This window comes from Shewanella sp. MF05956 (assembly GCF_059758055.1).
Genome location: NZ_JCAYNV010000004.1, coordinates 80,094 through 95,142, shown reverse-complemented (window position 1 = coordinate 95,142; position 15,049 = coordinate 80,094). Strand labels below are relative to the sequence as shown.

Here is a 15,049-nt window from a genome sequence, read left to right as displayed (position 1 = left end):
TAAATATTAGAAAAAGAGCATTTACACCTGATGTGATGAGGGTTTGGTGGGTGTTGTTAACGACCAAGCAGCCAATATAAGCTGAGCTCGATTGAACAAAGTCGGTCAATATTGATGCCGTAAACTGCGCAAGTTTGAAATCAAAGCACCATAGAAACTCAGGCTGCACGCCAAAAAGTAAACTTGATACCGAGTATCAATTTTTCAGGTAAAAAATATCAACAAAGTTAACCCGATAAGTTTTCATGGGTATCGTTAAAACGAGATGGGGCTAACAAACGCAGTTGGCTAGTAAAAACGATTTCATCAGCACGTGATACCAGACAAAAAATGGCAGAAGGTGCGAGTAAATAACCTGAATAAATGCGCGCTGCACAATAGGAACACAACCAAATACTTGAGCCGTTTGTTTAGCACGATAACAAACAAAAAATCTTAAGCTTAAACACAGATAAAGTTCAGGATTTAAACAAAAGTTTGTTATACTCCGCGGCCGCTTATCGATGGCGCCCAAATTGGGTATCCCACTCAAGCTTAACGTTTTTCAACTATCCTAAGAAGTTAACAACACTGTTAAGCATGAATTTAGCCATTTAGTAAGGCTAACGGCCCAAATTATCTAGATTGAACTTGTGTAGCAGATACGCTTAATACAACTAAATCGCTTTGTTTTGATGTACATACAGGAACCGCACCATGAAATTCGAATCTTTTAGCTTCGCCCCAGAAATATTACGCGCGATCGCTGAGTGCGGTTATCAATCTATGACGCCAGTTCAACAACAAGCGATCCCGGCTATTCGTCGTGGTGAAGATGTATTAGCCAGCGCGCAAACAGGTACCGGTAAAACCGCAGCGTTTGCATTACCCATATTGCAAAGAATGTGCGAAAACCCAAGAGAGACAATGCCGTCGAATACGCGTACGTTAATTCTGACGCCCACTCGCGAGCTTGCCGCTCAGGTAGCTGACAATATTAGCGCCTACAGTAAACACCTAAATTTAACCGTATTGACTATTTATGGTGGCGTTAAAGTCGACACGCAAGCACAAAAGCTTAAACGTGGCGCTGACGTGATTGTTGCGACACCAGGCAGATTACTTGAGCACATCACAGCCTGTAACTTAAGTCTGTCGAATGTTGACTTTTTAGTGCTTGATGAAGCAGACCGTATGTTAGATATGGGCTTTAGCGCCGATATTAAAAAAATTCTGCAAGCGGTAAACAAAAAACGCCAAAATATGTTGTTCTCGGCCACCTTCTCAACTGAAGTGAAAAAGCTTGCGAACGACATGCTAGATAAGCCTAAAGTGATTACCGTTGATAAACAAAACACCACTGCAGCAACGGTTAGCCAGGTAATTTATCCGGTTGAGCAACGTCGTAAGCGTGAATTATTGTCTGAGCTGATTGGCACTAAAAACTGGCGCCAAGTATTAGTCTTTACTGCCACGCGTGACGCCGCAGACAAGTTAGTAAAAGAATTAAACCTAGACGGTATTCCGTCTGGTGTAGTGCACGGCGAAAAAGCCCAAGGTAGCCGTCGCCGTGCATTACGTGAGTTTGTTGAAGGTAAAATTCGTGTATTGGTTGCCACTGAAGTTGCTGCTCGTGGTCTTGATATTCAAAACCTTGAATACGTGGTTAACTATGACTTACCTTTCTTGGCCGAAGATTATGTTCACCGTATTGGCCGTACTGGCCGTGCAGGTAAAACCGGTGTGGCTATCTCGTTTGTCAGCCGTGAAGAAGAACGCACGTTAGCTGATATTGAAAAATTAATCGGTCAATCTATTCGCCGCGTGACAGTGCCAGGATATGAAGTGGGCAGCCGTGAAATGTTGCTTAAGCAAATTGAAAAGCGTCGTAGCTTTGCCAAAAAGCAACAACGTAGCGACAACGTTGGCGCACAGATGATTGCTGAGAAAAACATGGACGGTCGTCGTGTTAAAGTGGGCAAAACCAGCAGCGCTGTAAAATACAAAAAGATTAAGTAACCTCGACTCAATATATTTGACCAACCCGCTGTTAAGGGTCGGCAAACAAAAAGACGCTTCGGCGTCTTTTTTGCTTTTGAATGAAATTATTACTGTTATTTGCGGGTCTGCTTTTGTAACTTATATGTACTGCTGTGATTTTGAGTACTTCAGGACAACACCACACAAGGACTTATCATGTTAAAAACCCTGCTAATTGCTTCAACATTAGTGTTAACCAGTTTTTCCAGTATCGCGAAACCGATTGCCAGTGACGAAAACAATGTGATGCCACTTCTCAATGGCCACCAGATCCCAGCCATAACGCTACAAGATGTTGATGGTAAAGCGGTTGAACTCAATAAGCTGGTGGCACAAAAGCCGACTATATTCTTCTTTTATCGTGGAGGTTGGTGTCCATTTTGTAATTCACAAATGGGCCAATTAAAAGCCATTGAACCTAAACTGATTGAAATGGGATTTCAGTTAGTGGGGATTTCGCCCGACACCCCTGAAAAAATGCGCGCGTCATTAACCGATCAAAAACTCGATTACTTATTGTTATCAGACACGTCTATGGCGGCATCACAAGCCTTTGGGTTAGCCTATTACACCAGTGCCGATATTACCAAAAAGTATACTGCGAGCCTTGCGGTGACCAACGATTTATTCACCACACCTGAGGGTGAAAAACGCCTGGTGCTTCCTGTACCTGCAGTTTATCTGGCGGATAAGAATGGCTTAATTCATTTTCAATATGTTAACCCAAACTACAAAGTGCGCCCAGCTCCTGAGCTTATTTTGGCCGCTGCGGGTCTTTTGGCTAAATAAGCTGCACGCAATAATTTAGTCTCAATAATAAGCCAGCACTAGCATTGCTGGCTTATTATTATCTCCCTTTGTTAACTCACTCGCACCGAGTTTTTTCAAGCCACTTATCCCTATAAAACACAATCTTCCATCACAAAATGTGACCAAAAGAGTAATAAAATAGCGATTTTTTGATTTTTGTATTGGATTTTTAATCGTGCATCTCGTTACACTGTTCGCCATATAAAAATATCACTCTACAAAGGCTGTAAATGATCATGTCCATTCCTACTACATTCGGTACAGCAAATACCCCAGGTACCATTAAAGCCATGCTGTTAGGTTGCGGTGAGCTTGGCAAAGAAGTCGCGATTGAATTGCAACTTTACGGTATTGAAGTAATTGGTGTCGATCGCTATCCAAACGCCCCAGCAATGCAAATTGCACATCGTTTTCATGTCATAAATATGCTTGATGCTCAGGCGCTCAAAGCCATTATCGATTTAGAAAAGCCAGATTTGGTTATTCCTGAGATTGAAGCTATCGCAACCCAAACACTGGTTGAGCTAGAACAACAAGGCTTGCATGTGGTGCCAACAGCAAATGCAGCCAAATTAACCATGGACCGTGAAGGTATTCGCCGATTAGCCGCTGAAACCCTAGCACTGCCTACATCAAAGTATTTCTTTTGCGATACCCAGGCTGAGTTTGAACAAGCGATAGCAAAGATAGGCATTCCCTGTGTTGTAAAGCCGGTCATGAGCTCATCGGGCAAAGGCCAAAGTGTGATTAAGTCTAGCGACACTATCGCCAAAGCCTGGGCTTATGCACAAGAAGGTGGCCGAGCAGGTCAAGGACGAGTGATTGTAGAAGCCTTTATTCCCTTTGATTATGAAATCACCTTACTCACCATTAGCGCAGTCAATGGCATTCATTTTTGCGATCCGATTGGCCACAGACAAGAAGATGGTGACTACCGTGAATCATGGCAGCCGCAGGTGATGGCGGATGTTGTTTTGCAAAAAGCTCAAGCCGTCAGTAAAAAAGTGGTTGAAGCATTAGGCGGCTATGGTTTATTTGGCGTTGAGTTGTTTGTAAAAGGTGATGAGGTGTATTTTTCAGAAGTATCGCCAAGACCTCATGATACCGGTTTAGTGACGCTCATTAGCCAAGACTTGTCCGAATTTGCTTTGCACGTCCGCGCCATATTAGGCCTGCCTATCAGCAATATCGTTCAGCATGGCCCAAGCGCCTCGGCGGTGATTTTAGCCGAAGGAACCTCGACCAATATTCGCTATCAAGGCATGGCACAAGCGTTAGCGCCTGCCGATACTCAATTACGTTTATTTGGTAAACCGGATATCGATGGCCGTCGCCGCCTAGGCGTTGCATTAGCGCGTGACACCTCGGTAGAAAGCGCCATAGAGAAAGCCAAAACAGTCGCCAGCCACATCAAGGTATTGTTTTAATTTGCACAGCGTTGAGCGAATCAAAAGCCTTGAGCTGGGAAGATAGTTCTGAGCAAGGTTGGAAGCTTTTAGCAGGAGAATAGCCTTTAGCGGGAAGAGAGCCTCGAGCTAAACCCAAAAGAAAGCCGCAAATCATTGCGGCTTTCTAGTAAGTTTTTCATCAAACTTCTTTTAACCGTTTACGCAATTAACCACTTTTCCCTGCTGAAACTGCTTCACATTATTAACCGCAATATTGAGCAGGTTTTGCCTTGCTTGCAAGGTTGCCCAGGCGATGTGCGGCGTAATGGTAATATTGGCAGCACTTAACAACGGATTCTCTGGGCTTGGCGGCTCAGTGGATAACACATCAACCGCGGCAAAGCCGTTATTTTGATTAAGCCAATGCGCTAAATCGGTTTCATTAATTAAATCGCCGCGGGCGGTATTGACTAACAAGCACCCCGGCTTAAGTAGCCCTAAACTATCTCTGTTTATCATGTATTGGGTGGCAGAGCTGAGCGGGCAATGAAGCGAAATAATGTCAGCTTGTGCAAGTAAGGTATCGCGTTCACACCATTGAATCGTCTCAGGTAGGCCCGTTTTAGGCTTGGCACTGGTGATCAACACCTTCATTCCAAAAGCGACACCTAAGTTAGCCACTTGTTGGCCAATATCGCCATAACCGACCACGCCTAACGTTAACCCTTTCAATGAGGTTAATGGACTTAAGGTAAAACAAAAATCTCGACTGGCACTCCACTGCCCCGCTTTTACAGCTTGGTCATGTAATGCCACTTGTTGGTGATGATGCAGAATATGGGCAAACACCATTTGTGCTACGGCATCAGGGCCGTAGGCGGGAATATTGGTTACGGTAATTTGATGCTGACTTGCACTATGAATATCAACAACATTCGTGCCTGTTGCCAATACACCAATATAACGCAGTTGCCCTAATTGGCTGAGCGTTTGCGCATTAAGTACGGTTTTGTTGGTTAATACAATCTGTGCACCCTGACAGCGGTTAACAACCTCATCAGCTAGGGTATGATCGTAAATGTCACACTCACCCAAAGTGTGTAATGCTTGCCAATCTAGATCACCAGGATTAAGCGTATAACCGTCGAGTACCACTATTTTCATAAACAACCTCAATCCTTTAGGTAAAATATTAACGCATTGAACGCGATGTTTTAATGCGCTCATAAGCGGCTTGAATATCTTGCGCTTTGGTTTTGGCTAAGGCCATCATTTCTTCAGGTAAGCCTTTGGCCACAAGCTTATCTGGGTGATGCTCATTCATTAATTTACGATAAGAGCGTTTAATCTCTTGGTCGCTTGCCGACTCAGATATACCTAACATGACATAAGCGTCGGTCAGTGGCATTTTATTGCCCTGTGGCGATTGATGATGGCTAAACTCAGCTTGCCAACGAGCCAGCATCGCATCTAGTTGCGATGCCATCCCCAACTTATTGGCGATAACCGATAGAATTTGTTTCTCGTTTGTGTGCAATTCACCGTCAGACAATGCCGTTTGGATTTGGATCTCCAAAAACATTTGCGCTAATTCGGCGCGCCCCTGAATCACATGACGAAATTGTTCTAACTGCTTAGGTAAATCAAAGTCAGCTTGTCGCCCTTGCCTAAACGCTTCTTGGGCATCAATACGCGATTGACCAGATAATTTTAGCTGGTCCATAAGCATGGTCGCAATACGAATATCATTTTCGGTCACGCGACCAGACGCTTTGGCCACATGCCCCATTACCGCAAATGTCGCATTAAAAAACATCGCCTGACGTTCGCTGCCTTTGCGCATTAATGACGACAAACCTTGGCGTTTATCGTATGCATGCCCAAGCCACAGTCCTAAAAATGCACCAAAAAAACGGCCGAACATAAAGCCGATAATAAACCCAAAAACTTTACCCCAAATGCGCATTTTACCTTCCGCTGTATTTAATGGTTAAATCTACACGCCATGTATTTTGACGTTATCAGTCACTCTTCTATTGAGTCTGTAATCTGTTTTGCAGCTGCTCAAGCCTTGCTAACGTGCCGACATCGCACCAATAGCTATCAAAATATTCACCTGCAATCGTTTGCTGAGCAATCGCCTGTTTAAGCAATGGGCCTAATGCCTGTTTACCCGCAGGTAAAGCCTCAAAAAACTGCGGATGATAAATGCCTAATCCTGAAAAAGTCAGTTTTCCTGTTTCAGTTAAGCTGAGCTTGGCATCTGCTTCAATCGCAAAGTCGCCTTGTGGATGATGTTCCGGGTTATCAACTAGCCACAAAAATGCTGCCACATGTCCTTGCGAGACTTGCTCATATGCCGTACTAAAATCCGGTAAGCGATCAATAAACACATCACCATTAATCACTAAAAATGGATCGTTTCCGAGCAAGGTAAGCGCCTGTTTAATCCCGCCTGCTGTTTCTAATGCTTCGGTTTCAGCACTATATCTAATCTCTAAACCCCAGCGCTGGCCATCACCAAGCATTTCTGGCAACTTATGGCCTAACCAGGCATGGTTTATCACCACCTGTTTCACACCTAACAGTGCAAGCTTTTCAAGGTGATACTCAATTAAGGGCTTGCCCGCCACACTCACCAAGGGTTTTGGCAATGTATCTGTTAATGGGCGTAATCGTTCGCCTCGTCCCGCAGCCAAAATCATCGCTTTCATGCGTTATGCTCAACTTGATTTTCAAGGTTAATCGCTGAACACTGCGACAATCTTGGCACGATAACACTATTCACCCAGGCACTAAATTCTGCAATTGTTGGGTATTGCGAACCAATATCGACAATATATTGCAAGGTTAACGGAATATCAGCCAAGTAACCGGGTTTGCCATCACGATGATACAAGCGTGCAAAAATGCCGGCCGCTTTTATGTGACGTTGTATTCCCATTAAATCAAACCATTGCTGATAAGTTGCAAAGTCGACTGTATCGTCGATAAGTTGATGCGACTTAATCAACTGAAAATGGTACTGCATTAATTCATCCACTTGTTTTGCAGGCCAACGTACATAGCAATCACGCAATAATGACACCGCATCGTAAGTAATAGGTCCAAGTACCGCATCTTGAAAATCAATCACCGCAAGTGCATTTTCATTGAGCAATAAATTACGGCTGTGATAGTCGCGATGCATGCCCACCTTAGGTTGCGACATCGCACTTTGTGTCAATGCTTTAAAGGTATTGGCAATCATTTGCTGTTCATTGTCTGTTAATGTGTAATCTATGTGCGTATTAACTAACCAATCAACAAATATCATCAACTCGCGTTGAACAAACTCTGCATTATAATCCGTTAAGGGGCCAAGCACTGTGTGAGTCACACTGGCAATGGTCGGCAACAAATTGAGCGCTTGCTGGTAATAGTCGGCCACATTGTGTGGATTAAGCACAGATAACAACTGCTGTTCACCAACGTCAGTTTGTAACACAAACCCTTGTTCATTGCAGGTTGCCAACACTTGAGGCACCGATAACCCTGCTGTTTGATACGCTTTTGCCATCGCGACGAAGGGGGCTATGGGCACTAAATCGATTGGCGAATCCGCGACAATATAATGTTTGCCTAAATGCTCAATGCGAAAATAACGACGAAAACTGGCATCACCGCAAATTAAGCTAGCAGTAACTTGGTCGGCAAAATATTGGTTTAACCAGTGGCTTAAGGCGACAAATCTTGGGTCAGTTAAACTCATCTCAATGGCTCTTCACGAAAAATTGCTTTATTATAGCCAGCATAACATTTGGAAACAGCTAAAGAATGGAATGTTTTATTTAGCTGAGTATCTTTTTCTCTCCAAAACTTTCCGACATTAGAATTCATAAATTATTGACAACAATGCAGATCCGTTACTTTCTGGCACTATGCCTACTCCCCAATATTGTTTTAGCTGAAGAAGCTGAAACGACTGAAGAGCCGATAACGCAATGCTTTGTTGCGCCTCCGGTTTCTCGTTCATTTGAAGACAGAGCGGCGTTAACCGGTATTGATGACGATCAAATCGTTATTATTAGCGACTATTCTACTGCAGCATTTAATAACCAAGCGCAATTTACTGGCGATGTGAGCTTCAGTCAGGGGCAACGTCATATTGCCGCCGACAGTGCTATTTTGGACCAAAAAAATCAACGCTTAAACGCCAACGGTAACTTAATCTTTAAAGATGAATTATTTACCGTTACCGCTGATTCGTTAGAAGCCCAAATGAGCACGAACAGCGCAACGCTGCAAAAAGCACAATACTGGCTTCATGGTCAGCAAGTGCACGGCGAGGCAAGTAAGTTACAAATCACTTCAGATAACAATTTATTACTAACCAAAACTAACTTTACCACTTGCCCACCTGGCGATGAATCGTGGCTACTTGAAGCAGACATGATCAAAATTGACAGTAAAGAGGAATGGGGTGAAATTTGGAATGCCAAGTTAAGAATTGCCGATGTGCCGGTACTGTATATTCCTTATATGACTGTGCCTGTATCTGATAAACGTAAAACCGGCTTTTTATTTCCAAGCTTTAGCACCAGTACCACTAACGGTGTCGAAATTAGCACACCTTATTACTGGAACATTGCACCAGAATACGACTTAACCTTTACCCCAGACTTGATGTCATCACGTGGATTGTTTACCAAAACTGAATTTCGTTATCTTGCCGGTGAGCAACAAAACGGACAATTTAATGTTGAGTATTTAGGCAGCGATGACAAATTAGCCTCAAATGAAGATCGTTATTTGTATCATTGGAGTCATCAAGGCGCGATAAACAAAAATTGGCGCGTCAGATCAGACTATACCGATGTATCAGATAACAATTACTTTAACGATTTAAACTCAGATGTTAATCAGTCAACCGACAACCAAATATCGCGTATTGGCGAAGCCAGTTATTTTGAACGCAATTGGGATTTCAACATGCGAGTACAAGACATTAAAGTGCTTGGCGAAGATGAAAAACCTTATCAAGTGATGCCACAGCTCAACTTTAACTATCGTACTGCCGACATATTTGATGCTATCGATTTTAAGTTTAATTCCGAACTCACCAACTTTAGCCATCAGCAAAGCGAATATAATACCGCCACGCGTTTGCACCTAGTACCGAGTTTAATTTGGCCAATTCAGGGGCCTGCGGGTTCATTTACCAGCGAAGTAAAAATGCTGCAAACCCAATATTGGCAGCAAAACCTCGACCAGGATTCAACCTTAGATGATTCGGTAAGCCGCACCATTCCACAGGCACGCTTGCATGGCCAGGTTAATTTTGAACGTGCCACGCAATGGTTTGATGAGCAATACCGTCAAACGCTGGAACCGCAAATCCAATATCTTTATGTGGGTTATGAAGATCAATCAAATATTGGTATTTACGACACCGCAGAACTACAAGAAGATTACTATGGTTTGTTCCGTGATCGTCAATACTCAGGTTTAGACCGCGTTGCCGACGCTAACCAATTCACACTTGGTTTTACCACACGCTTGTTTGACCAAAGTAACCGCGAAAAATTGAAGTTCAGTGTAGGCCAGATTATGTATTTGGAATCATCTAAAGTCAGTCTGGATAATACTTATGAAGAAACCTCGCCCTCAACATCTGTTTTAGCCGCTGAATTAGATGCGCAACTGTATAATGATTGGTTTATTAGCGGTTCAGTGCAGCATGATACTGAAACCGGCGATAACAAAAAGAATGAGGTCACCTTAGATTATCGACCAAGTGAAGATAAACTATTGCAGTTAAGCTACCGCTTTGTGCCAGACCTATTAAATACCAACACCAATGACCAGGTGGATATTTCACAGGCGGGTGTTCGTACTTCTTGGCCATTAACAGACAGCTTATATTTTGTGGGTAACTACTATTACGACCTCAACGAATCTCGTAATATTGAAACCTACACTGGTGTACAATACGAATCATGTTGCTGGGCTGTTCGCTTAAGTTACCATTATCGTATCAACACTAATTACGATGATGACTTATCAGAAACCATTGACGGACGCGAAGAGTTTGAAAGTGGCGTATACCTAAACTTTGTCATTAAAGGCTTAGGGGGGGCTGGTCCGTTAGGCGTCGCAGACATGCTAAACGAAGGCTTATTTAACTACCGTAAGCCACTTTACTTGAGGAATTAGTAATCTTTTGTGATAGATTGCTGAACCTAGCGATAAACTCATAGTCCAATAACAACAAACATGCTGTTGAGTATGAAGTAGTAACCTTATTTTGGCGATGTATTGCCAGTTTTATTGAATCGAATGTGCCAAGGATTTTGTGGATGAAACACAGTAAAAAAATGATTTTTGCATTACTCGCACTGGCAATGAGCCAAACCAGTGTTGCAGCACCAGTAACATTAGACCGCGTATCAGTTCAAATTAATGATGGTATTGTTCTCGAAAGTGAAATCAAGAATATGATTACCACTGTTCGAGCTAACGCAAAAGCAGCGAATCAAACCCTACCATCAGATGAAGCATTGCGTACTCAGGTTATTGAACGTCTCATTTTAACCCACTTGCAAATGCAAATGGCTGAGCGTATTGGTTTACAAATTGGTGATCTCCAATTAGACCAAACCATCGAAAATATCGCCAAAGAACAAAAAATGTCTGTGGCGCAGATGCAACAATCCATTGAAAGCGAAGGCACTAGCTTTAGCCAATATCGTGAACAGTTGCGTCAAGAAGTCACTTTAGGTGAAATTCAACGTATTCAAGTGCAACGTCGTATTCAAGTATCGCCTCAAGAAATCAGTGGCCTAGTCAAACTCATTGAAGAACAAGGCTTAAAAGATGTTGAATTTCAAATCGGTCACATCTTAATTGAAGTGCCAAGTAACCCAAGCAGTGAGCAACTAGAAAGTTCAAGTCGCCGTGCTGAAATCGTCCTAAAACGCCTAAATGAAGGTGATGATTTCCGCAGCACTGCTATTGCATCATCTTCAGGCCCTAAAGCCCTTGAAGGCGGTATTTGGGATTTCATGAACATCAATGAAATGCCAACCTTGTTTGCTGAAGTGGTCAATAGCGCTAAGAAAGGCGATATTATTGGTCCAATCAAATCGGGTTCTGGTTTCCACATTATTAAAGTCATCGACACACGCGGACTGCAAACTCAAGAAGTGTCTGAAGTTAAATCACGCCACATTCTACTAAAGCCATCACCGATTTTATCGGAAGACCGTGCTAAAGCGATGCTAGACAACTTTTTAGTGCAAGTGCGTAGTGGTGAAGCCGACTTTGCTAAGTTAGCTAAACAGTATTCTGAAGATCCAGGTTCAGGGGCAAAAGGCGGTGAATTAGGTTGGGCAGATCCAGGTATGTACGTGCCTGAATTCTCTCAAACATTAGCCAGTTTAAGCGAAGGTCAAATCAGTGAGCCATTCCGTACTACACACGGCTGGCATATTGTGCAACTTGAATCTCGTCGCACAACTGATGCAACGGATCAATTTAACAGTAACCGAGCACATCAGTTAATTTTCCGTCGTAAATTTAACGAAGAATTACAAAACTGGTTAGATGAAATGCGCTCTGAAGCTTATATTGAAATTATTGAGCCTGAAACAAAACGAGGTTAAGCAAGATCAATGACTAAACGTATTGCTATTACTCCCGGTGAACCAGCAAGCATTGGCCCCGACTTAGTCATCAAACTCGCTCAGCAGGCTTGGCCTGCTGAGTTAGTTGTTTGTGCCGATCCAGATTTATTGATGAGCAGAGCCAAATTACTTGGACTCCCTTTGCAACTCATACCTTATCAACCGTCACAACCGCCAAAACCTCAAGCAGCAGGCACCTTAACCATAGTGCCTTTTGCATTAGCTGAGCCTTGTGAATGTGGGGTATTAAACGAAGCCAACAGCGCTTATGTTGTTGATACCTTGCGTTACGCTGGCGAAAAAAACATGTCTAATGAATTTGATGCTGTCGTTACGGGTCCCGTGCACAAAGGCATTATCAATCAAGCCGGCATCCCATTTAGTGGCCATACCGAGTTTTTTGCGTTGCAAGCCAACTGTGCAGATGTGGTTATGATGTTAGCTACGCCGGGGTTACAAGTTGCCTTAATGACTACGCACATCCCATTAGCGTATGTGGCTAAAGCGATAACACGTGACAGATTGCACCACATCATTAGCATTTTGCACCGCGAACTGGTGAGTAAATTTGGTTTAGGCTCACCCAAAATTTATGTCTGTGGTTTAAACCCGCATGCAGGAGAAGACGGCCATTTAGGTCGTGAAGAAATTGATACCATGATCCCCGCGCTAAACGAGTTACGTGCGCAAGGTATGGATATTGTTGGCCCGTTGCCAGCAGATACTCTATTCCAGCCAAAGTATCTTGAACAAGCTGACGTGGTACTCGCCATGTATCATGACCAAGGATTACCTGTGCTTAAATCTTTAGGATTTGGCAAGTCGGTCAATATCACTCTAGGTTTACCTTATATTCGCACCTCAGTCGACCATGGTACAGCGCTTGAACTAGCGGGTACCGGAAAAGCGGATAGCGGCAGTTTTACCTGTGCATTAAACAAAGCCATCGAATTGGCCTCAAAAAGTAAGTAACCCATTTTAATGAGCAATAAAGTACATTTAGGCCACACGGCCAGAAAACGTTTTGGACAAAACTTTCTTACCGATCAAGGTGTGATCAGCAGTATCGTTGGTGCTATTGCACCTGACAACGATCATGTGATGATTGAAATTGGTCCTGGTCTTGGTGCATTAACCGAACCGGTTGCAGACACCATCGATAACCTAACCGTTGTTGAATTAGACCGTGATTTAGTAGAACGTTTACAAAAGCATCCCATACTTAAAGACAAGCTAACCATTCATCAAGGTGACGCGCTGCAGTTTGATTTTTCGAAATTACAACAGCCTGGCAAAAAGATGAAAGTATTTGGTAATTTGCCTTATAACATTTCAACGCCATTGATGTTCCATTTGTTTGAGTTTGCGGAACAAATTGAAACCATGCACTTCATGCTACAAAAAGAAGTGGTGTTGCGTTTATCAGCCAGCCCCGGCACTAAAGCCTACGGTCGTTTAACTGTTATGGCACAGTACTTCTGTCAGGTAGTTCCGGTACTTGAAGTGCCACCACACTGCTTTACACCGGCACCTAAAGTTGACTCAGCAGTAGTGCGTTTATTGCCATACGAAGTTAAACCTTGGCCATGTAAAGATGTGAATGTACTACGTCACTTATGTTCTACAGCGTTTAGTATGCGCCGCAAAACATTGCGCAATAATCTAAAAGCCTTGTTGTCTGATGATGACTTTGCGTCATTAAACATTGACTCCAGTATGCGGCCAGAACAAATCAGTGTTCCGCAGTATGTCGAGATGGCTAATTTACTGTGTGACAACAAAAAGTAATAATAAGGGCATGCCAATACGAGCATGCCCTTTTGTTTTAAAGACAGGATGTAGAATGAGCCAAGGCGAATCACCGATAAAAATAAAAGTCGACACCCAATATCTAGAACAACAATCTGATGTTGCCGACAACAAATTCCTTTTTAGTTATACCATTACCATCATCAATTTAGGTGATAGCAAGGTCACACTCAAAGATCGTCATTGGATTATTACCGACGCTAATGGCAAAGAAAGTGAAGTGAAAGGCCCTGGCGTGGTGGGTGAAACCCCAACGATTTCACCTAATACCGCATATCAGTATTCGAGTGGCACAGTCATGGAGACACCTGTAGGCTTTATGCATGGGTCTTATGGCATGGAAGATGCTCAAGGCAAACGTTTTTTAGCGGCTATTCCCGCGTTTAGATTAGCCGTTCCAGGTATTTTGCAGTAAATCATGGCACACTATTTTGTTGGTGATATTCAAGGGTGCTTTGCAGAGCTAACCTTACTGTTACAAAAAGTAGACTTTACCCCATCTAAAGATGAGTTGTGGGCGGTCGGTGATTTAGTCGCACGAGGAACTGAATCCTTGGCAACATTAAGGTTTTTTAAGTCACTGCAAAATTCCGCAAAAGTGGTACTCGGCAATCATGATCTGCATTTACTGGCACTTCATGGCAAATTAAAACGCCCTCACCCGCAAGATCATCTTAGTGAGTTGCTTAACGCACCCGATATTAATCAACTAACCGATTGGCTAAGACAACAACCGTTGGTTCGCACATTGCCCGAACACAATATCATCATGACGCATGCAGGCGTCCCACCACAATGGGATATCGACACCCTGATACAAGAAGCAAAGCAAGTCAGCGTTGCGCTACAACAAGATGATTATTTAACGGCGTTAATCGCACAAATGTACAATGAAGATTCAGAACAGTGGTCAAGTGAGTTACACGGTATTGATCGTTTACGTTATTGTATCAATGCATTGACCCGAATGCGTTTTTTGCATTCTGATGGCCGCCTTGAGTTTAAGTGTAAAACACCACCACAACAGCAAACATCAGCTGAGCTCGCACCCTGGTTTGAATTTCCATCACGCTGTGCGCCGCAAAATACTATCGTGTTTGGTCATTGGGCCGCCTTGATGGGTCAAACTCCTCAGCCACATTTTATGGCATTAGACACAGGCTGTTGCTGGGGCGAACACCTCACGTTATGGCATCTTGAAAAGAATGAAAAAATTACCCAAAACAGGTTAATTTAACGTTAAACTAAAGTAGCAATTTGCCGATAACAATAACAATCGTATTGATTATCTGCGCATGCTGTAAAAGCTCAAACTACCCTATAACTAAAAGTGAAGTTTTAATACATACCATTCGTGTA

The 15,049-nt window shown here is 43.1% G+C and carries 13 protein-coding genes; 9 read left to right on the top strand and 4 right to left on the bottom strand.

Annotated features, from left to right (window positions below; translation table 11 throughout):
- The first annotated feature begins 696 nt into the window (after positions 1 to 696).
- The 3 genes from AC19MX_RS05780 (at position 697) to purT (ending at position 4,256) form a co-directional block, all read left to right on the top strand.
- Entirely contained in the window at positions 697 to 1,998 is a 1,302-nt protein-coding gene (locus AC19MX_RS05780; protein WP_432399410.1) for a DEAD/DEAH box helicase, read from the top strand.
- Positions 1,999 to 2,175: 177 nt separating this feature from the next.
- Complete coding sequence (locus tag AC19MX_RS05775) at positions 2,176 to 2,808, top strand: peroxiredoxin-like family protein (RefSeq protein WP_498296958.1); 633 nt, start codon at positions 2,176 to 2,178, stop codon at positions 2,806 to 2,808.
- Between the two features lie 257 nt (positions 2,809 to 3,065).
- Positions 3,066 to 4,256, top strand: a complete 1,191-nt coding sequence (gene purT, locus AC19MX_RS05770) for a formate-dependent phosphoribosylglycinamide formyltransferase (RefSeq protein ID WP_498296956.1) — start codon at positions 3,066 to 3,068, stop codon at positions 4,254 to 4,256.
- A gap of 171 nt (positions 4,257 to 4,427) precedes the next feature.
- On the opposite strand, the gene AC19MX_RS05765 is transcribed toward purT, so the two are convergent.
- The 4 genes from AC19MX_RS05765 to AC19MX_RS05750 form a co-directional block, all read right to left on the bottom strand.
- Entirely contained in the window at positions 4,428 to 5,381 is a 954-nt protein-coding gene (locus AC19MX_RS05765) for a D-2-hydroxyacid dehydrogenase (protein ID WP_498296954.1), read from the bottom strand.
- 28 nt (positions 5,382 to 5,409) lie between these two features.
- Positions 5,410 to 6,183, bottom strand: coding sequence for a co-chaperone DjlA (gene djlA, locus AC19MX_RS05760; protein ID WP_432399414.1), 774 nt, complete (start codon positions 6,181 to 6,183; stop codon positions 5,410 to 5,412).
- Between the two features lie 67 nt (positions 6,184 to 6,250).
- The gene (gene murU / locus AC19MX_RS05755) at positions 6,251 to 6,931 is read right to left on the bottom strand and encodes an N-acetylmuramate alpha-1-phosphate uridylyltransferase MurU (protein WP_498296952.1); all 681 of its coding nucleotides are present in this window, start codon (positions 6,929 to 6,931) and stop codon (positions 6,251 to 6,253) included.
- Positions 6,928 to 7,968 (bottom strand): aminoglycoside phosphotransferase family protein, encoded by a 1,041-nt coding sequence (locus AC19MX_RS05750; protein WP_498296950.1) that lies wholly within the window; start codon positions 7,966 to 7,968, stop codon positions 6,928 to 6,930. The genes murU and AC19MX_RS05750 overlap by 4 nt, the downstream gene beginning before the upstream one ends.
- A gap of 143 nt (positions 7,969 to 8,111) precedes the next feature.
- Between AC19MX_RS05750 and lptD the strand changes: the two genes are divergently transcribed.
- The 6 genes from lptD (at position 8,112) to AC19MX_RS05720 (ending at position 14,927) form a co-directional block, all read left to right on the top strand.
- Entirely contained in the window at positions 8,112 to 10,412 is a 2,301-nt protein-coding gene (gene lptD, locus AC19MX_RS05745; protein ID WP_498296949.1) for an LPS assembly protein LptD, read from the top strand.
- A gap of 143 nt (positions 10,413 to 10,555) precedes the next feature.
- Positions 10,556 to 11,860: a peptidylprolyl isomerase SurA gene (gene surA, locus AC19MX_RS05740; protein WP_498296947.1), complete on the top strand. Its 1,305-nt coding sequence runs from the start codon at positions 10,556 to 10,558 to the stop codon at positions 11,858 to 11,860.
- A 9-nt stretch (positions 11,861 to 11,869) separates the two neighbouring features.
- Entirely contained in the window at positions 11,870 to 12,853 is a 984-nt protein-coding gene (gene pdxA, locus AC19MX_RS05735) for a 4-hydroxythreonine-4-phosphate dehydrogenase PdxA (RefSeq protein WP_432399420.1), read from the top strand.
- Positions 12,854 to 12,862: 9 nt separating this feature from the next.
- Complete coding sequence (rsmA, locus tag AC19MX_RS05730) at positions 12,863 to 13,669, top strand: 16S rRNA (adenine(1518)-N(6)/adenine(1519)-N(6))-dimethyltransferase RsmA (protein ID WP_432399421.1); 807 nt, start codon at positions 12,863 to 12,865, stop codon at positions 13,667 to 13,669.
- 55 nt (positions 13,670 to 13,724) lie between these two features.
- Positions 13,725 to 14,105 (top strand): Co2+/Mg2+ efflux facilitator ApaG/CorD, encoded by a 381-nt coding sequence (gene apaG, locus AC19MX_RS05725; protein WP_432399422.1) that lies wholly within the window; start codon positions 13,725 to 13,727, stop codon positions 14,103 to 14,105.
- 3 nt (positions 14,106 to 14,108) lie between these two features.
- Positions 14,109 to 14,927, top strand: a complete 819-nt coding sequence (locus AC19MX_RS05720) for a symmetrical bis(5'-nucleosyl)-tetraphosphatase (RefSeq protein ID WP_498296945.1) — start codon at positions 14,109 to 14,111, stop codon at positions 14,925 to 14,927.
- The last annotated feature ends 122 nt before the right edge of the window (positions 14,928 to 15,049 follow it).